This is a genomic window from Streptomyces sp. NBC_01089 (assembly GCF_045162975.1).
Classification (GTDB): domain Bacteria; phylum Actinomycetota; class Actinomycetes; order Streptomycetales; family Streptomycetaceae; genus Streptomyces.
Genome location: NZ_CP108660.1, coordinates 8,052,856 through 8,071,424, shown reverse-complemented (window position 1 = coordinate 8,071,424; position 18,569 = coordinate 8,052,856). Strand labels below are relative to the sequence as shown.

Below are 18,569 nucleotides of genomic sequence, written 5' to 3'. Positions count from 1 at the left end.
CATTGAGAAAAGGGAGTCCCATGAGGATGTGGAACGAATCCGTCGCCTTCATCACCGGTGGCGGTCAAGGCATCGGCCTCGGCATCGCACGCGCGCTGGCCAAGCGCGGTGTGCGGCTCGCGTTGGCCGACATCGACGAGGAGATGCTGCACAGGGCCGGTGAGGAGCTGTCGCGGGTCACCGAGGTCGAGACGGTACGGCTGGATGTCCGTGACCGTACGGCGTTCGCCGCGGCCGCGGACGCAGTCGCGGCGAAGCTGGGGCCGGTCGACCTGCTTTTCAACAACGCCGGCATCGCTCCGCACGCTCCGGTCGCGAAGTGGACGTTCGAGAAGTGGGACGTCGCCCTCGGGATCAACCTCGACGGGGTGGTCAACGGGCTGCAGACGTTCGTACCGCGCATGATCGAACGCGGCGAGGGTGGACACGTCGTGAACACCGCGTCGGGCGCGGGTCTGATCCCCAATTCGAGCGTGCTGTACACGACGGCCAAATTCGCGGTGGTGGGGCTTTCCGAGTCACTGCGACGGGAATTGTCCGCATACGATATCGATGTCAGCGTGCTCTGCCCCGGTCCTGTCAACACCGGAATTCTTCACAACACCGGTTCGGTCGACGAGGGCGTATCAGTTCTACGCCGTGGAGCGGCCCCCAGTAGTACCGAGGGCTACCTCAAGGAAGGCACGGGCATCGACGCCGTAGGCGAAATGGTGATCGCCGGCATGGAAGCCAAGGCGATGTGGATTCACACGGATGACTTCGTGCGCCCGGCCCTGAAGGCGAGGATGGAAGCCATTCTCGAATCATTCCCGACATAGATGCAGAAGTAGATGCAGAAGTAGATGCGGGCGTAGGTGTGGGCTTCGGCACAGGGGTGGGGGGAGGCGGGGACGGCGCAGAGGGTCACTGATCCGGATCGCCGGACTCCGAGCGATCCGGTACGTCCCACACGTTACGGAGGTTCTTGTCGAACTCGGCCGCGACCAGCCGCATGGCCTCGTCGAAATCCACACTGGCCCGGTCGACGAGCGCCTGCAGGTGAATTCCGAACAGTGTTCCGGTGAACGCCAAGGCGAACGTGCGCTCCCGCTTCGACGCGGTCTCGGGATCGGCGGTCTCGGGGCGGCGGGCCCGCAGCCAGAGTTCGAGTCCGTGCCGGTGTCTGGCGAAGAATTCCTGGTACTGAACCCGGACGGCGCCGGAACTGTTCATGGCCTCGTTCACTGCCATGAACACCAGCGCCGATTCACCGTTTCGTACCCAGGAGGCGAATTCCTCGGCCAGCTCGGTAAGCGTCGGAGAGGAGGTGCGCGGCTCCGGAGTCATCGCGCGCTCCATCGCACGCTCGATCACGGCAAGGAACAATCCGTGCTTGTTCTTGAAATGCCACGGAATGGAACCCCGGCTAATGCCCGAACGTTCGGCGATTTCGGCGAATGAGGTGCGGTCGAACCCGCGGTCGGTGAACAGTTTCTCCGCCGAGTCGAGAATGCGGCGGCGGCTCTCGTTGCCGATCTCGTCGATCCGGCGTTTCCCCTGGGTACTCACGAACGTCATTCTAGGTTACTGACGCTCAAAGCCAAGAGCCGTGGGGTGGGCCGAAGCCCGAAGCGGTTGAGCACGCACGTCGACGCCTCCGCGCCTCGCCGGCACGTGTGTAGGCCGTTAACTCGCAGAGCAACGTATGCCAGCGAAGAAGGACCAGGTCCCGGAGCTGGGCACTGCGACAAGGCGTGCAGCCCATGCCGTAACTGCCCTGCGTTGTGAGGGGAGTCGAGCGCAGTCGCTCATAGTGCCGCGGGGGGAGCTCCATTTCGCACACACCCCACGCGCCTGGGCAGTGTCTGATGGCTCTTTGATGAGGTCACGGAGCCAGATCCTGATGCGGTGGTGGTCGGCCGGCGGATGGACCTTGCTGGTCAGTCCGCCTCGGGAACGTCCCAGGGCCTCACGCCCCTCTTCGTTCACACGTGCCCCCCCTTTCGGGATGGTCGGTCGGAGCAGGCGTGCCGGGCTCCTGCCACGTACTGGTGGGCCCGGCAGGTCGTCGAGTCGACGTTCGCCGCCCGCCGTCCGCATCCGACGCGGTGGCGTCGGCACCAGCCTGCAAGGCACTCAGGATTCTCGGCCGGGTGCCGGATCTTGGGCGGCTCTACACTGCCGGAGCGGAGCCCAGCTACGTTTCCGCTTGTGATAGCCAGGACAGGAGCCTGCCGTGACGACTGCCGTCATCAGCTTTTCACTCTTCGCCCTGTTGGTGACGGTGACTCCGGGCCCGGACACTCTCCTTGTGCTGCGCAACTGCATGCGAGGCGGCCGTTTCTCGGGCATTGCGACCGCGCTTGGTGCGGCAGCAGGCTCGCTCGCCTGGGCGCTGGCCGCGGCCGTCGGTCTGGCTGCGGTTCTGCAGCGGTGGGACGTGGCGTTCGCTGCGATTCGTCTCGCGGGTGCCGTGTATCTGATCTTTCTCGGTGTCCAGAGTCTGTGGGCTTACCGCCGCGGTGCTGGGAGCCGACCGGGCATTCCCGGGGAACTGACCGGCCCGATCCCGACTACTGGGCGGGCCTTCCGCCAGGGGCTGCTGAGCTGCCTGCTCAACCCCAAGGTGGGCATCTTCTTCGTGGCTGTGGTCCCGCAGTTCCTGCCCGACGGCCACTCGACACTGTCCACCACCTTGGCCCTGGGCTTCATCGACGCTGCGATCGCCGCTCTCTGGCTGACGCTGGTGGCGGTGTTCGCAGCACGGATGCTGACCTGGCTGCGTCGCCCGCGAGTGAACACGGCCCTGGAGCGAACCGCCGCCGGTGTTCTGGTGGCGCTGGGCGTTGGCACGGCTGCCGAGACACTTTGAGTTTCTGCGCGGAGCCTGCCAGCTCGGGAGCCGGGGCCGGGGCCGGGGCCGGGGCCGGGGCCGGGGCCGGGGCCGGATCACCGCGACTGTGAGTTCTTGAGGGCGTTGACCGTTCGCTCGATGTCGTTACGGCGCTTGTACATCGTCTTGCCGATGCCGGTTGGCCGACCGCCCGTACGTTCCGGCCGTTCGTTCTCGTCCTGCGACGCCGGCGCGACTCATGAATGGCCCATATCATCGGCGTCACCCCGGCACAGGCGTCCAGCGGCAGCTCGGCGTTGCACATGAAGAATCCACCCGCAACGCCAGAACCAACCCTGTGAAGCTGCCCGTGTCGCGGCGGACACGCCGCCGTGTCCGCCGCGACACGGGCGTACGTGGAGTCCGGCCCGTCACAGACCCCGGACGAGGCCGCCGTCGCACCGCAGTGCCGTTCCCGTGACGTACGAGGCCGGTTCGCTGCAGAGGAAGGCCGCCGCCGCGGCGAACTCCTCCGGGGTCCCGTACCGCCCGGCGGGGATGGCGGCCCTGGAGTCGGCAGCGACATCCTCGACCTGGCGCTGCTCCCGCTCGGCCCGTGCGGCGTCGAGCTGGGCGACCCGGTCGGTGGCGATCCGGCCGGGCAGCAGCAGGTTGACGGTGACTCCGTCGCGGGCGACCTCGGCGGCCAGGGTCTTGAGGTAGGCCGCGAGGGCGGCCCGGCCCGCGTTGGACAGCACCAGGCCGGCCAGCGGCTCGGCGACACCGCTGGAGCCGACGGCGAGGATCCGCCCCCAGCCGCGCTCCCGCATGCCGGGCAGCACCTGTGCCACGAGTCGCTGTTGGGCCAGCAGCAGCGAGTCGACGGCCGAACCGAGGTCCGTGCCGGCGCCGTCGAGGTCGACGGCACGGCCGGGCTTCGGGCCCGGGCCGTTGAGCACCAGGATGTCCGGGTCGCCGTAGGCCGCACGGGCTGCCTCGATCAGTGCGCGCGGTCCGTCGGGTGTCGTGAGGTCCACCTGGGTACCCACGGCCTCGGGCAGCCCGGCGGCGATCTCCTGGGCCAGGTCCCCGCGCCGTCCGGCGACGACGACAGCGGCTCCCTCGGCCGCGAGCGCCTCGGCCACCGCGCGGCCGAGGCCGCCGGTGGAGGCGGCGACGACAGCGGTACGGCCCTTGATTCCGAGATCCATCAACCCACCTCTTTCTGCGCGGACTTCTGCACGGTTTCCTGCACGGTCTTCTGCGCTCCCTGCTGTTGCGCTGCCTTCTGCCCCTGCACCTGCACCTGCACCTGCTGCGCTGCCCGCTGCCCTGTCGGCCCCTGCACCGCCTGCCCCTGTCCCGCCGGCCGCACCGCCGCCAGGGCCGGGCCCAGATGCCGTGCCAGCTGCGGGACCAGCGACTCCGGCATGGCAGCGGCCGGCGGCCGCACGCCGGACTCCGCGATCAGCTCCCGGCGGCGGACCGCCTCCTTCCGGATGGCCAGCCCGATGCGCGCCTGGGCTTCGAAATTGACCAGCGGCAGATACGGCAGATACGCCTCGCGCGCGGCGTCGTAACCACCGTCGCGCCAGGCGTCGACGCAGGCCACCAGCCCCTCCGGGCAGGAGAATCCGGTCATCGCGCCGGCCGCCCCGGCCGCCAGTTCGTCCAGCAGGCCCAGACCGCCGAGGCCGCCGAAGACCGGCACGTCGAGCTGGGCGGTCAGGACCGCGACGGCCGCCGGTGTCGGCGGCGCCTCGGCCTTCACGCCGACCGCAGCGGGAACCGCCTGTACGGCGCGGACCAGGTCGGCCGTACCGATGGCGACTTTGCTCGCCTCCGGGTAGTCCTGGACGACGATGCCGGCGCCGGTCGCCTCGTGCACCGCGTTCAGGTGCGTGGCGACGACGCGCGGATCCGGCGAGTTCACCTGGACCATGAGCCCGGCGAGGCGGTTGCCGACCTCCTCGCGTACCAGCCGGGCCTCCTCGGTCACCGGTGCCGTGGCGAGTCCGGTGACGCCGACGACGAGCGGCAGTTGCACAGCCGCCGCCACCGTCCGCAGGACCGTACGGCGCTCACCGGCGGACAGCCGGGCGGCCTCTCCGAAGACGCCGAGCACGGTGAGGCCGGTGACGCCGATCCCCTCGTAGTGCTTCACCAGCCGGGACAGGCTGGCCTCGTCGACCTCGAGGGACGGGCCGACGAACGGTGTCGCGACCACTCCCCAGACGCCGGAGGACAAATTGCCGACCATCAGTTGCTCTCCTTAACCGGCCCGGTCAGACGGGCACGCGTTTCTCCTGGAAGACGAGTACGTCCTCCCTGCTGTACGGCCTCGTCGACCGGTCCCACTCGGTGCGGTACGGCCGCGGGCGCCATGCGGCCGGTGAGCAGCAATCCCATGCCCTGAGTGTGCTGCATACGGCGGACGATCCGGAAGACGCCACTTCGGCGTGAAGAACCTCAACCAGGCGGCGGTCGGCAGGTGTTGTGACAGCTGCCCCGGCCCTGACCGCCCCCTTGACAGAGGGTCCGCGGCCTGCGGATCATAGAACCGACGGACTGACAACGTTGTCATCGATCGGGAGCGACGTGACCCAGTTGAATCGCAGGCATTTCCTGTCCAGTGGGATCGCCGTCGCCGGAGGCGGAGTGCTCGGCGCACTCGGGCTGTCCGACGTCGCCGACGCGGCACCGGCCGGCACCGCGGGCACCCGCCCCCTTCGTATCCAGGACCGCGAGATCACCAGCGGCTGGACCTTCACGGCCGCCGACGACACGGCCGCGTCAGGCGACGGGGTGGCCAGCGCACGGCACATCGCCGGGATGAAACCGGCCGTCGTGCCGGGGACCCCGCTCACCAGCATGATCGCCAATGGCGACTACCCCGATCCGCTGTACGGCCACATCGTGACGGACACGGTCCCTGACACCCTCAAGGACACCGGCTACTGGTACCGGGTCGCGTTCCCCGTACCGCGGCTGAGCCCGGGCCAGCGGTTCTGGCTGCACTTCGACGGCGTCAACTACCTGGCCACCGTCTGGCTCAACGGCACCGAAGTGGGCACCATCGAGGGCGCGTTCAAACGCGGTGTCTTCGACGTCAGCGACATCGTCGCGAAGGCGGACGGCACGGCCCATCTCGCCGTGCTGGTCGGCAAGTTGGACCACACGGATCCCCCGTCGCCACCGAGCTACGCCAGCGGGGTGACCCGCGGCGGGCGCAACGGCGGCAAGACCGGGATCACCCTGGAGAACGGCCCGACGTTCTTCTGCACGGCGGGCTGGGACTGGCTGCCCACCATCCCCGACCGTGACCTCGGCATCTGGCAGCCGGTCACCTGGTCCACCACGGGGCCGGTCCGGCTGACCGACGTCCACGTCGACCCCACGCTCTCCGCCGATCTGCGGACGGCCGACATCACGATCGGCCTCGGCCTCGACAGCGCCTTCGACCGGTCCCGTGCCGTGGTGGTGAAGGGGACCATCGACGGCCACGGGTTCGAGCGGACCGTCACCGTGCCCGCCGGATCGTCCTCGGTCACCGTGACGTCGAAGGATATCGGGGCCCTGCGGCTGAACCGCCCGAAGCTGTGGTGGCCCAACGGCTACGGCGACTCCTACCGTTACCGGCTGACGATCGGCGTCGAATCCGGCGGCCAGGTCCACGACGAGCGGACGGTGGACTTCGGCGTCCGGCGGATCGAGTACACCAAGCAGCTCCAGTCACCGTCCGGCACCCCGGCCGACTGTCTGGCCATCACCGTCAACAACCAGCCGATCCTGGTGATGGGCGGCAACTGGGGCCTGGACGAGGCGCTCAAGCGCATTCCGCGCGAGCGGCTGCGTGAGCAGGTGCGGCTGCACCGCGACGCCAACCTCAATCTGATCCGGAACTGGAACGGCCAGAGCAGCACCGAGGACTTCTTCGACGCGTGCGACGAGTACGGCATCCTCGTCTGGCAGGACTTCTTCTGCTCGACCGAAGGCCCGCCGCCTGCCAACACCGACCGCGACCTGGACAACATCCGCGACTGCATCGTGCGGTTCCGCAACCACCCGTCGGTGCTGCTGTGGTGCGGCGGCAACGAGGGCCCGCCGCCGCAGCCGCTCATCGACGGACTGGACGCGCTGGTCGCCGAGCTCGACCCGAAAAGGGCCGCGCTGACCAGCTCGGCGGGCGACACCGGCAAGGACCCGATCGACGGGTACAGCTCGGGCGGGCCCTACCACTGGGTGACTCCGGGCACCCACTTCTCCCTCAACGACGGCACGCACTGGCCGCCGTTCCACAACGAGGTCGGCTCGTACTCGATCCCCACGCTCGAATTCATCAAGAAGATGCTCCCCGAGGCGTCGTGGGAGCACCCGGACGACTTCTGGGCCGACCGTGACGTCAACGGCAACGGGGGCAACGGCGGCGGCGCGGGCTATCTCGAGCTCACCGCCGAGCGCTACGGAGAACTGCGCAACCTCCCGGACTTCGCCCGCAAGTCGCAGCTGATGAATTACGAGTGCATCAGGGCGATCTACGAGGCGCACGCCGCGAACATGGCAAGTGCCGCGCCGGGCAAGCCGTACCCGCGCACCGGCGTCATCATGTGGATGACCAACCCCGCGCAGCCCAGTTTCGTCTGGCAGATGTACAGCCACGACCTCGAGGCGCATGCGTCGTTCTACGCGGTCCAGCACGCGTGCCGCCGGGTCAATGTGATCCTCAACAGCGAGACACTCGACGTGGTGGTGGCCAACCACACCCGAACCGCTCTGCGGGGCACCGTCGCCGTCACGCTCTACGACCTGAACGGGAAGGCGTTCGCCGGGACTTCCCTGCGCGTCGGCGGGGCGGCGGCGTCCGACCACACCGTGGTCGGCAGCATCGCCCCTCAGCTGAAGGACGCACCGTCCGACGTCGCCTTCGTCCGGCTCCTGTTCAGGGAGGCGCACGGCGCGGAGCCGGTGCGCAGCTTCTACTGGATCGAGAATCCGGCCCGGGCCGCGGGTTTCGTGAGCCTGGACGACGCGCCCGCGGCCGCCGTGTCCGTCGTGGCCCGTACGCGGCACGGTCGGGACGGCCTCGATCTGACCGTGGAGGTCGAGAACACCGGCCGGGCCATGGCGCTGATGCTGCACCTGCAGGTGTACGACACCAGGACCGGCGAACGCGTCCTGCCGGCGACCTTCAGCGACAACTATCTGAATCTGGCGGGCGGCGAGTCCAGCACCGTCCGGGTGCGGCTGGACAGCGGGCAGACCCGTCACCATCCGGGCATCGGCGTACGGATCGACGGCTGGAAGATCGACCAGCACGCTTCCCGGCTGCGCGGGCACGGAGTGGCCGTGACCTTCAACCAGGCGGCGCTGTCGACGCACCCGCCGACGAATACCTTCGGCGGGTAGCCGGATGTCGCGGGCGGGGCCCTGGGCGGCTCCGCCCGCGACAAGCTTGTATCTATGCTTGCATCCAGGTGCGCTAGGGTGGAGCCATGGCCACCCGAGACACCCCAGCGCGCCCTTCCGCGTCCCATACCGCCTACGCGCTCACGAAGGAACTCATCCTCAGCGGCCGCCTGCCCGGCGGCAGCCTGATCAGCGAGGGCGAGATCGCGGAGCGGGCGAGTCTGAGCCGTACGCCGGTACGCGAGGCGTTCCTCCGGCTGGCGGGTGAGGATCTGCTGGAGCTGCACCCCAAGCGCGGCGCGGTGGTCGTGCCGGTTTCGCCGGGTGAGGCACGGGACGTACTGGAACTGCGCCAGGCGTTGGAGCAGGCGGCGGCGGAGCGGATCGCGCAGCAGGGTCTGCCGGACGAGGACACGGCACGGCTGCGCGCCCTGATCGCTGTCCAGCACGAACGGGCGGGCGACGCGGATGTCGAGGGGTTCGCGGAGGCCGACGAGTTGTTCCACCGCGGGGTCGTGGACGCGGCGGGCAACGCGCTGTCGAGCAAGTTCTACCGGACGCTGACGGACCGGCAGCGCCGGATGAGTGTGTTCGCGCTGCGGCTACGGCCCGAGCGCCTGGCCCGGCTGGTCGATGAGCACACCGCTCTGCTGGAGCTGCTGCTGTCGGGCGACAGCGCGGGGTTCGCCACGGCGTTGAGATCGCATCTGGGTGACACCCACCGGCAGACCTGAGCCGGCCGGGCACCCCGGTAGAGCGACAGAGCGCACGCACCCATTTCCAGGAGACTCCGAGTCGTATGTCCGCCACACAACTGTCCGCCACTGAACGGACCCTCAGCACCACGGGCCCGGCGTGGCCCAGGATCGCGGCTTCGGCGATGTTCGCCTGCGGCTGGGGCGGAAACCAGTTCACACCACTTCTGATCATGTATCGCCGTGTCGGCGGCTACTCGGTACTGAGTGTCGACATGTTTCTCGGCGCCTATGTGGTCGGGCTGATCCCGGGCCTGCTGTTCGCGGGGCCGCTCTCCGACCGGCACGGGCGCCGCCGCGTCATGATCGCGGGGACAGTCCTTTCGGTGCTCGCGAGCGGGATCCTCGCCTTCGGCTCGGCGGGTCCGTGGCCGATATACGCGGGGCGGCTGCTCACCGGCATCGCGGTCGGGGTCGCCATGTCCGTCGGCAGCAGCTGGGTGAAGGAGCTGTCCACGGCGTCCGCCGACCCCACCGTCGGAGCCCGCCGGGCGTCGCTGTGGCTCACGTCCGGCTTCGGCCTCGGCGCCGGACTCGCGGGGCTGCTGGCCCAGTGGGGTCCCTGGCCGATGGCGCTGCCGTACGTGGTGCACATCGCGCTCACGCTCCCGGTGCTGGCGCTCCTGCCCCGGGTGCCGGAGACCCGCGCCGCTTCCACGGGTGCGGTACGCGGACTGCTGCGCGATCTGCGTGTTCCCGCGGACGGACGCAGGCGCTTCCGGCTGCTGGTGCTGCCGATGGCACCCTGGGTGTTCGGCGCGGCCGGGCTGGCCTACGCGGTGATGCCGCAGTTGGTGGACGGCCGTCTCGGGGACTGGGGCCTCGTCTACGCCACCGCTCTCACGGTCCTCTATCTGGGTGCCGGTGTCGCCGTCCAACCGCTGGCCAAACGGCTCGACCGGGCGCCGGGCGCAGTGAATCCCGCTGTCATGGCGATGACGGTGATGGTGGCCGGCACGGCTCTGTGCGCCGTCGACGCGGTCCTGCGCTCCCCCTGGCTGGCACTGGCCGCGGCGGTGGTGCTGGGCGCGGGGTACGGCATCGCGGTGGTGACCGGGCTCCTGGAGATCCAGCGCATCGCGGGCCCGGACGATCTCGCGGGGCTGACCGGCGTGTACTACGCACTCGCCTACGCCGGATTCCTGCTCCCCACCCTCCTCGCGCTGCTGTCCGTCCGGGTGCCGTACCCGGTGCTACTGACCGGCGTGGCCGTGCTGGCAGTCGGGTGCCTGTCCGTCGTGGTCCACGGACTGCGGCGGCCGGGAGTGAGGTAAGCGGGCGAACCGGTGCGCGGACCGGGAACGGCGTCGCGCATGGTCGCACGTGGCGGAGCGGAGAGCCGGTCCCCGGGCGCCGGAGAGCAGTAGCGCGCGGCGAATGCGTACGCCACGTGCCCCGGCCCCGGGTCCGTCCGCCCGCTGCCCTGTTTCGGCCCAGGGTCAGCGTTCGTACACCCCGGTCAGCCTGCCGCGGCCGAGAACGGGTGCGGTGATGGCGGACAGGAAGGCCCGGGGGCGCGCCCGGTCCACCGGCGTGGTGCCGGGAGCGCTGTCCACAGGGGTGGCGAGCGCGAACAGCTGGAAGGTGTAGTGGTGCGGCCCGTGGCCCTTGATGGGCCCGGGTCCGTGATAGCCGCGTCCGATGGTGGAGCGCAGCACCCGCACTCCGGTGGCCGGGTTCCGCGCGCCGAGGGCGCCGGGGTCGAGGTGCCCGATGGCCGGGTCGATCAGGGCGGCGCAGTGCACGGCCGGCTTGGTCAGGGGGACGTCGATGTCCTCGACCACCAGGAGGAGTTGGGCGGTGCCCGGTGGTGGCTGGGTCCAGGCCAGGTGGGGGGACACGTCGGCGCCGCCGATGTTCTTCGCGCACTGCTCCAGTGACATGGCCGCGCCGTCGTCGAAGTGCCGGCTTGTGAGGCTCAGCAGCTCGGGACCTTGCAGGTGGGGCAGGTTCCACGCCGTGTGGGTCTCGCCCGCTCGGCGGTTGCTCAGGAGTCGGCCGAGAAGAGTCATCGTGTTGCTCCGACCATGGTGATGACCTCTTCGGTGGTGGCGGTTTCGCCGAGCTTGGGGAAGATGCGCTCGACGCTGTGGCGGTGGGCGGCGGCGTCCGGGTCGCTCATGGCGTCGGTGGCCAGGGCCACGTGGTAGCCGTGGTCACAGGCCGAGCGTGCGGTCGACTCGACGCCTGAGCTGGTCGAGATGCCTGCCAGCACGACCTGGGTGACGCCCAGGTCCCGCAGGAGGGTGTCGAGGCCGGTGTCGTGGAACGCGCTGCGCCGACGCTTGGTGATCAGGTGGTCGGTCGGCTGGACGTCGAGTTCGTCGATGAGGTCGGCCCAGCCGGCCGGCAGTGCGGCGCCGCCGCCGGGCCGTACGGTCTCGGTGCGCCCCGGCGCACGTCCGGTGACGTTGACCAGGATCACGGGGAGGCCGTGCCGCCGGAATTCGGAGGCGAGGCGGGTCGCCTGCTCGACGGCTGCGGGGAACGGACTGTCGGTGTGGGCCGAGACGATGCCCTTCTGCAGGTCGATCACGACCAGGGCGGTGGCTGGGTCGAGCGTGGTGAGTGTCATGGTGGTGCTTCTCCTGTGAAAGACAGCTGGATGACGGCTGGTTGGAGGCTTGGGAGGCTCCGGGTCCTGCGGCGGTGAGGTGTGCTCAGCCCCTGGGGGACCTGTCCGGTCGCCCCGCGGCGGCACGGGTGACGGCCTCCTGCGGTCCCGGCGTCCTGGCCGCGGGGCCGGTGGCGGCGCCGCGCAGGAGGGAGGCGATCGCGGCGAGGAAGGCGAGAGCGGCGCCGAAGGCGAACACGATGACCAGGCCGGAGTGGAAGGGCCCGGAGATCAGGTTCGGGAAGAACTCCCGTCCGGTCAGGGCGTGTTGCTGCGCGGCGGTCAGATGGGTCAGGGTGCCGCTGGGCTGGAGCAGGTGCTGGACCGGGTTGACACCCAGTTGCGCGGCGAACAGCGACGAGACCGGGGGCAGGCCGCCGACCTGGGCCGCGACATGGGCCGGTACGCCCTGCTGCTGCAGCCCGCTGGTCAGGGTGTGCGGGAGGCTGCTCGCCAGACCGGCGATCATGAGCGAGAAGAACACACCGATGGAGATGGCGGTGCCGGAGTTCTGGAAGGTGGCGCGCATACCGGAGGCGACGCCGCGCAGCTTCGCGGGCACACTGCCCATGATCGAGGAGGAGTTGGGCGACGCGAACATGCCGCTGGCTATTCCGTTGACCGCTATCAGCACCGCGAAGATCCAGTAGCTGAAGTCGATCGGCAGGACCATCAGGCCCAGGAAGCTGGCGCCGAAGAGCAGCGCACCGCCGGTGGCCAGCCCGCGGGAGCCGAGACGGTCGGACAGATACCCGGATACGGGGCCCGCGGCGAGGAACCCGGCGGTCAGCGGCAGCATGAAGATGCCCGCCCACAGCGGAGTGTCGCCGTAGTCGTAGCCGTGCAGCGGGAGCCAGATGCCCTGCAGCCAGATGATCAGTACGAACTGCATCCCGCCGCGGCCGATCGAGATGGCCAGGCCCGCCAGGTTGCCGAAGGTGAAGGCCCGCAGGCGGAAGAGACTCAGCTGGATCATCGGCGCGACCACGCGGTTCTCGATGACGACGAACGCCGCCAGGAGGACCAGGCCGCCCGCGATCAGCACATCGACCAGTGGGTTGCTCCAGCCCATGGTGTGCCCGCCGTAGGGCTGCAGACCGAAGGTGACCGCGATCAGGACCGCGCTGAGGCCCACCGCGAAGGTGATGTTGCCCCACCAGTCGATCCGGCCGCCGCCGCGCTTCCCGGTCTCGCGCAGGGTGCGGTAGGCCCACAGCGTGAAGAACACGCCGACGGGTACGTTCACCCAGAACACCGCCCGCCAGTCCCAGGCCGAGAGCAGTCCCCCGGCGACCAGACCGATGAACATCCCTCCCAGGCCCGCCACTTGGTTGATGCCGAGGGCGAAGCCGCGCTGCTCCTCGGGAAAGGCGTCGGTGAGGATCGCGGCCGAGTTCGCGGTCAGCATCGATCCGCCGACGGCCTGCACCACCCGCCAGGCGATCAGCCACATCGCTCCGTGGCCGCCGTCGAAGGGGTCGAAGGACAGCAGGACCGAGGCGAAGGTGAAGACCGCGAACCCGGAGTTGTAGATCCGGACCCGGCCGTACATGTCGCCCAGGCGGCCCACCGTGACCACCAGAACGGCCTGGACCAGCCGGTATCCCATGATCATCCACAGCAGATAGGCGATGTTCCCCGGCGCCAGGGGGTCCAGGTGCACGCCACGGAAGATCGCGGGCAGGGCGATCAGCACGATGGAGCCGTCCAGGGCGGACATGAAGACCGCGGCGGTCGTGTTCGTCAGCGCCGTCCACTTGTACCGGTCGTCGCCGGCCGCGCGGCGCGGGCCGCGCGTCTTGAGAGGATCCGTCATCAGCTTCCTCAATGGTTTCTTCGGCGTCAGATGTTCTGAGCCAGCCGCTCCAGCAGGGGCGCGGCCGCCGCGAGCTGCGCCAGCTCTGCCGAGGTGAACGTGTCGCTGGTCAGGGCACGGGCGATGAGTTCGGTCCGCGCGTTGCGCTTGTCCTGGAGTGCCTGCAGTCCGGCGTCGGTCACCGTGAGCACCACGCGCCTGCCGTCGTCGGGGTCAGGGCGGCGTTCGACCAGGCCGCGGGCCCTCAGCGTGCTGAGCGTCTCCCCCATGGCCTGTGCGGTGATCTGCGCCTCCCTGGCCAGGGCCGAAGAGGTGGTGGGGCCCGTGCGGTTCAGCAGCGAGAGAGCCGACCGCTCGGGCATCCCGAGCCCGCCCTTGATCGGCACTTGACGTACCCGTCGCACCAGCACGCTGAGGCTCGCCAGCAGGGTGGAGGCGACCGCGTCAGGGTCGAGATCGGAGTCCAGGTCTTCGTTCATATACTAAGGCTACCTTATCAACCTGCCTTAGTGAATCCGTTGCCGGCTCGCCGCCCGCGTACCACTGGGTGACCATGGGGAAAAGACCGCTCCGGTCCTGGGTTCAGGCACTGGAGGGCATCGGAGGGCACGGGAGGCTCTCGTGGCGCACACCCGCACGACCGACGTACTGATCGCGGGCGCGGGCCCGGTCGGACTCACCGCGGCCGCCGAACTCCGCCGCCACGGTGTGCGCTGCCGCCTCGTCGACCGGCTGCAGGCCCGCCTGCCGTACGCCAAGGCGGTCGGTATCCAGCCGCGCACCCTGGAGATCTGGGACCGGATGGGCCTGGCCCGTACCGCCATGGAGAGCGCCGTTCCGCTGCGCGGCCAGCTGATCCACGTCAACGGCCGGGAACAGGCAAGGATCGACCTCAAGCTGCCGCCCGAAGTGCCGTACCGATTCGCCTCGTTGCCGCAGTACGAGACCGAACGCATCCTGGAGGAGTACGTCGCGGGGCTGGGCACCGTCATCGAACGCGGCACCGAGCTGTTGTCGTTCACCCAGGACCAGGACGGGGTCACCGCCCGATTGCGCACCGCTGCCGGCGCCGGTGAGGAGGTGCGGGCCGGGTATCTGATCGGCTGCGACGGCGCCCACAGCATCGTCCGCCGGAGTCTTGGCCTGGCCTTCGAAGGCGCGGCCTTCCCCGACGAGTACATGCTGGGCGATGTCGAGGCCGACTGGGACATGCCGCCGGGATACGGCATCCGGTCGAGCCACCTGGCCGACGACGGCTCCACCGATGACCTGCTGGTCTGCATCCCACTGCCCGGCACGGGCCGCTACCGCGTCTCGACGCTGGTCCCGCCGGAACTCTCCACGCAGCCGGACCGTCCCGGCCGGGGGCAGGACGACAGCGTCGAGCACGGGCTGGAGAGCAGCCGGGCCCCCGAGCTGTCCCACCTCCAGGCGGTCATGGACCGTCTGGCACCGCGCCCCGCCCGTCTCTCGCGGCTGCGCTGGTCCTCCGTGTTCCGGATCAGCCACCGCATCGTCGACTCCTACGGCGACGGGCGGGTCTTCGTCGCGGGCGACGCCGCCCATATCCATCCGCCCACCGGCGCCCAGGGCATGAACACCGGCATCCAGGACGCCTGCAACCTGGCCTGGAAGCTCGCCCTGGTGGTCCGGCGGCAGGCCGGGCCCGGCCTGCTCACGGGCTATGACGCCGAGCGCCGCCCGGTCGGTGAGGAGGTCGTCGGCCGGACCGTACGGCATGCCACCCACGGCATCGAGACCGACAGCGACGACCCGCAGACCGTGATGCTTCGCGAGGCCCAGCTGCTCGTCGGCTACCGGGGCGGCCCCCTGGCCGGCACGCCGTACGGGCCGTCCGACGCGCCCCAGCCCGGCGACCGCGCCCCGGACTGCACCGGGCTGACGGCATCCGTTGCCGCCTGTCCGCTGCGGCTGCTCGACATCCTGCGCGGCCGCACCGGGCATGTGGTGCTGCTGTACGCGGCCGGCATCACCGACCTGGCGGAGGCCGCCCAGGCCGTCCAGGCCGTTCAGGCCGTCGACGCTGCCCAGGACGCCGAAGCAGCCGAAGTCACCGCCGGAACATCGGACGCCGGCGGGATCGGTCTGGCGGCCATCGCCGTAGTCGCCCGCGAAGCCGCACCGGCGGCCGTCATCGACACCCTGGCCGTACCCGGATACCGCGACGCCGCAGGGGAGTTCGCCCGGCTCTACCACCCCGAAGGCCCGACCGGCTTCGTCGTCCGCCCCGACGGCCACCTCGGCGCCCGCTTCCCGCTCGCCGGCACCGCGGACGCCCTGGCCGGCTACCTCACAGCCGTCCGCGCGCGTACGGCTGCTACTCCACCGTCCAGCTGATGCCGCCGATTCCGGTGCTGTAGAAGGCGCAGTGGCCGGACGATTCACCGACCTGGCCCGGCCGCAGGGTCACGGAGTTCCCCGTCACGTCGGGGGCCACGCCGCAGATGATGTTGGCGTGGAAGGTGACGGGGCCCGCCGACCTGTTGGTGCAGTCGACGCCGCCGGCCAGCGGGTCGTTGTGGTGGACCCAGGTGTTGCATTCCAGGGTGGCTTCCGGTGCACGTGTGCTCCGCACTCCGTGTACCGCGGGCGGCTGGGCGGTGGCCGGAGCAGCCGTGGCCACCGCGAGCGGCAGTCCTGCCAGGACTGTCATGGCGGCCAGGGCGGTGCTGAGGCTGATACGCGTCATGTGCTGAGTCTCCAGACCGAGGGGTTTGACCGGGAATCGATCGCCACCTTCATACCCACACGGGCTGACACCCATGGAATAAGCACCCTTAAGAGTGACAAAACAGCCCAGGAGCACGGTGGTTCGCGTCCCGAACGGCCCGTACACGTTCTCCGGTGCCGCATTCGCCGGCGCTTCGGCCGGAACGTGGTGGTGGAGTGCGTACGGCGCCGTGAAGGATGGATTCCGATGGTCCATGCATCCTCGAACGGCCCGCACTTCCGCGAACATCTGCGAACCAGGAGCACCATGATGGATTTCGATACGGACGTCCTGATAGTCGGAGCCGGCCCGGTGGGCACGTGGCTGGCCGCGGAACTGGCCGCGGCCGGGGTCGGCGTCCGCCTGCTGGAGGCCCGTACCGGGCGCTCGGCCTGGTCCCGCGGCTTCACCGTCCAGCCGCGCACGCTCGAACTCTTCGACACCCGCGGGCTGGCAGGCCCCCTGCTCGCGGCAGGACAGAGCATCGGCTCCTGGCATTTCGCACTGGGCCATACCCGCCTCGACTTCACCGGACTGCCGACCCGCTTCCCTTCCGTACTCCTCAACCCGCAGGTGGCGACTGAGGAATTGATGGAACGCCGGCTGACCGAACTCGGCGGCGGAGTCACCCGCGACTGCCGGGTCACCGGTCTGCGGCAGCACCCGGAGGGCGTGGAGGTACGGACCGACTCCCCCGTCGGTCCCGGGCAGTTGACCGCACGCTATGTGGTCGGGTGCGACGGTGCGCACAGCACCGTACGTACCGCCGCCGGGATTCCGTTCAGCGGGACCGAGACCGTCACCACCACCCTCACCGGTGATGTCGTCCTCGATGACCCGCCGCCGAACGGGGCGCCGATCCTGTCCTGCGAAGCGGGGGTCCTGCTGACCATCCCGCTGCCGGAAGGGCGCCATCTCGTCGGTGTGATCGACCACTCGACCATGCACGAGACGCCGCCCACTCCGGTGCCCTTCGCCCATCTGCGGGCCGCCGTCGAGCGCGTGGTCGGCAGCGACCTCGGCATGCGCGATCCCCGGCGGGTCGCCACGGTGGGAGACGCGGGAAAGCTCGCGGACACCTACCGCTCCGGTCGGGTGCTGCTGGCCGGTGACGCGGCGCACATGCACTATCCGATGGGCGGCCAGGGGCTGAACCTGGGCGTCCAGGACGCCCACAACCTCGCCTGGCGGCTGACCGCCGTCCTGCGCGCGGGCGCCGACGGCCGGGTGCTCGACGACTACACGAGTGAGCGCAGGCCGGTGGCGGCGGGCGTGCTCGACGACGTACGCGCGCAGGTCGCCCTGGTCACTGCCACCGGCCTGGACGGGTTCACCCTGCGCCGGCGCTTCGACGCCCTGCTGACCGAATACCCGGCGCTCAACCAGGACCTCGCCGCCCGGCTGTCCCAACTCGACGTCCGGTACGGGTCGTTCGACGGGCCGGACGGGGACGACCCGCGTCTGGGCTCCCGCGCCCCCGACCTGACCTTCGCACCGGTGGCGGACGGCTCGGGCCCGCACCGGCTGTTCGAAACCGCACGGCCGGGGCGGTTCACTCTGCTCGACCTCACCGGGGGCAGCCTCCACGCCGACCGTGCGATCGAGGGCGCAGGTCTGGCGGAGCTGGTCGCCACGGTCGCCGTCACCCCGGCTCCTGACGCGAACCCGCCGATGGACCCGGCCCTGGCCAAGTCCTGGTCCACGGCCCCGGCCGCGCTGATCAGGCCGGACGGCCACACCGTCTGGATCGGTGACGACCTGGGCCAGGCCGTGGACACCGTGAGGTCGCAGCTGTTCTGAGCGGGGGCGGTGCCCGGCGTCCGTCACTGGTCAGTGGCCGACGTCCACGAGTGAGGCATGGAGCGTGTACCGCTTGAAGCTGTGGCCGGACGGTGCGGCCGCTTCATGGGAGGCGGCGTCCGTCCACTCCGCGACGACGATCGCACGCTCGCCGTCCGGTGTCAGATGGATGTGCGCCGCGAGCAGACCCGGCGCGGGCGCCACGGTGTCCGCCACGGCGTCCGCCGCCGTCGCGCCCACCACCAGGGCACCGGACGGCCGCCCCGCATCGTGGACGACGCTGCGGTGGAGGCGGGTCCGTTCGAGTCCGGGGCGCTCGATGCCGGGCACCAGTGCGTCGACGCGGCTGACCGTCCCGGCCCGGTGGGCACGGGCCCAGGCCAGGTGCCGCGCGTCGCTGGTCCACTGCGCGTAGAAGAGGAGGCCGGTGCCGTCCGCGGAGATGAAGACGTGCTGGGCCAGCCGGCCCGCCGGTTTGCCGGCCGCGGCCCACTCAGCGGTCACCGCGTCGGCGGCCGTCTGTGAGCGCTCGGACGTACCGGTGAGCCACCGGCTCAGCAGAGCGGTTCCGGCGGCCGGGTGCACGAGGTCCAGGAAGCGTGTCATGGGCACCGACCCTGCTTCATCAACCGCGC

16 protein-coding genes are annotated in these 18,569 nt (G+C 70.2%); 7 read left to right on the top strand and 9 right to left on the bottom strand.

The annotated features are described in order from the left end of the window. Nucleotides 1–26: 26 nt before the first annotated feature. Nucleotides 27–818: an SDR family oxidoreductase gene (locus OG510_RS36270; RefSeq protein ID WP_203599544.1), complete on the top strand. Its 792-nt coding sequence runs from the start codon at nt 27–29 to the stop codon at nt 816–818. A gap of 85 nt (nt 819–903) precedes the next feature. On the opposite strand, the gene OG510_RS36265 is transcribed toward OG510_RS36270, so the two are convergent. Beyond that, nucleotides 904–1,548 carry a TetR/AcrR family transcriptional regulator gene (locus tag OG510_RS36265; RefSeq protein ID WP_203599545.1) on the bottom strand — a complete coding sequence of 215 codons (645 nt, stop codon included), beginning with the start codon at nt 1,546–1,548 and terminating at the stop codon, nt 904–906. Nucleotides 1,549–2,215: 667 nt separating this feature from the next. On the opposite strand from OG510_RS36265, the gene OG510_RS36260 reads away from it, so the two are divergent. Next, entirely contained in the window at nt 2,216–2,851 is a 636-nt protein-coding gene (locus OG510_RS36260) for a LysE family translocator (RefSeq protein WP_406142264.1), read from the top strand. 392 nt (nt 2,852–3,243) lie between these two features. On the opposite strand, the gene OG510_RS36255 is transcribed toward OG510_RS36260, so the two are convergent. Both OG510_RS36255 and OG510_RS36250 read right to left on the bottom strand, forming a co-directional pair. Then, entirely contained in the window at nt 3,244–4,023 is a 780-nt protein-coding gene (locus OG510_RS36255; RefSeq protein WP_406142263.1) for an SDR family oxidoreductase, read from the bottom strand. Next, complete coding sequence (locus tag OG510_RS36250; protein ID WP_406142262.1) at nt 4,023–5,072, bottom strand: dihydrodipicolinate synthase family protein; 1,050 nt, start codon at nt 5,070–5,072, stop codon at nt 4,023–4,025. The genes OG510_RS36255 and OG510_RS36250 overlap by 1 nt, the downstream gene beginning before the upstream one ends. A 338-nt stretch (nt 5,073–5,410) precedes the next feature. Between OG510_RS36250 and OG510_RS36245 the strand changes: the two genes are divergently transcribed. The 3 genes from OG510_RS36245 (at nt 5,411) to OG510_RS36235 (ending at nt 10,247) form a co-directional block, all read left to right on the top strand. Further along, nucleotides 5,411–8,218, top strand: a complete 2,808-nt coding sequence (locus OG510_RS36245) for a glycosyl hydrolase 2 galactose-binding domain-containing protein (RefSeq protein WP_406142261.1) — start codon at nt 5,411–5,413, stop codon at nt 8,216–8,218. 86 nt (nt 8,219–8,304) lie between these two features. Further along, nucleotides 8,305–8,952, top strand: a complete 648-nt coding sequence (locus OG510_RS36240) for a GntR family transcriptional regulator (protein ID WP_406142260.1) — start codon at nt 8,305–8,307, stop codon at nt 8,950–8,952. Between the two features lie 65 nt (nt 8,953–9,017). Then, on the top strand, nt 9,018–10,247 hold the full coding sequence (locus OG510_RS36235) for an MFS transporter (protein WP_406142259.1): 1,230 nt from the start codon (nt 9,018–9,020) through the stop codon (nt 10,245–10,247). Between the two features lie 165 nt (nt 10,248–10,412). Here OG510_RS36235 and OG510_RS36230 read toward each other — a convergent pair whose 3' ends face one another. The 4 genes from OG510_RS36230 to OG510_RS36215 all read right to left on the bottom strand — a co-directional run bounded on the left by OG510_RS36230 (nt 10,413) and on the right by OG510_RS36215 (nt 13,882). After that, a complete protein-coding gene (locus tag OG510_RS36230; RefSeq protein ID WP_406142258.1) occupies nt 10,413–10,985 on the bottom strand; it encodes a YbhB/YbcL family Raf kinase inhibitor-like protein in 573 nt (190 codons plus the stop codon). Continuing rightward, on the bottom strand, nt 10,982–11,548 hold the full coding sequence (locus OG510_RS36225) for an isochorismatase family protein (protein ID WP_406142257.1): 567 nt from the start codon (nt 11,546–11,548) through the stop codon (nt 10,982–10,984). Before OG510_RS36225 ends, OG510_RS36230 begins: the two co-directional genes overlap by 4 nt. Nucleotides 11,549–11,633: 85 nt before the next feature. Continuing rightward, nucleotides 11,634–13,403 carry an MFS transporter gene (locus OG510_RS36220; protein ID WP_406142256.1) on the bottom strand — a complete coding sequence of 590 codons (1,770 nt, stop codon included), beginning with the start codon at nt 13,401–13,403 and terminating at the stop codon, nt 11,634–11,636. 26 nt (nt 13,404–13,429) lie between these two features. Beyond that, nucleotides 13,430–13,882: a MarR family winged helix-turn-helix transcriptional regulator gene (locus tag OG510_RS36215; protein WP_406142255.1), complete on the bottom strand. Its 453-nt coding sequence runs from the start codon at nt 13,880–13,882 to the stop codon at nt 13,430–13,432. Between the two features lie 142 nt (nt 13,883–14,024). On the opposite strand from OG510_RS36215, the gene OG510_RS36210 reads away from it, so the two are divergent. Continuing rightward, on the top strand, nt 14,025–15,761 hold the full coding sequence (locus OG510_RS36210; protein WP_406142254.1) for an FAD-dependent monooxygenase: 1,737 nt from the start codon (nt 14,025–14,027) through the stop codon (nt 15,759–15,761). Here the strand turns inward: OG510_RS36210 and OG510_RS36205 are convergent. Beyond that, nucleotides 15,742–16,113: a hypothetical protein gene (locus OG510_RS36205; RefSeq protein WP_406142253.1), complete on the bottom strand. Its 372-nt coding sequence runs from the start codon at nt 16,111–16,113 to the stop codon at nt 15,742–15,744. The genes OG510_RS36210 and OG510_RS36205 overlap by 20 nt on opposite strands. Nucleotides 16,114–16,401: 288 nt before the next feature. On the opposite strand from OG510_RS36205, the gene OG510_RS36200 reads away from it, so the two are divergent. Then, nucleotides 16,402–17,934 carry an FAD-dependent monooxygenase gene (locus OG510_RS36200; RefSeq protein ID WP_406142252.1) on the top strand — a complete coding sequence of 511 codons (1,533 nt, stop codon included), beginning with the start codon at nt 16,402–16,404 and terminating at the stop codon, nt 17,932–17,934. Nucleotides 17,935–17,964: 30 nt separating this feature from the next. Here OG510_RS36200 and OG510_RS36195 read toward each other — a convergent pair whose 3' ends face one another. Further along, nucleotides 17,965–18,540: an antibiotic biosynthesis monooxygenase gene (locus tag OG510_RS36195; protein ID WP_406142251.1), complete on the bottom strand. Its 576-nt coding sequence runs from the start codon at nt 18,538–18,540 to the stop codon at nt 17,965–17,967. Nucleotides 18,541–18,569: the final 29 nt, after the last annotated feature.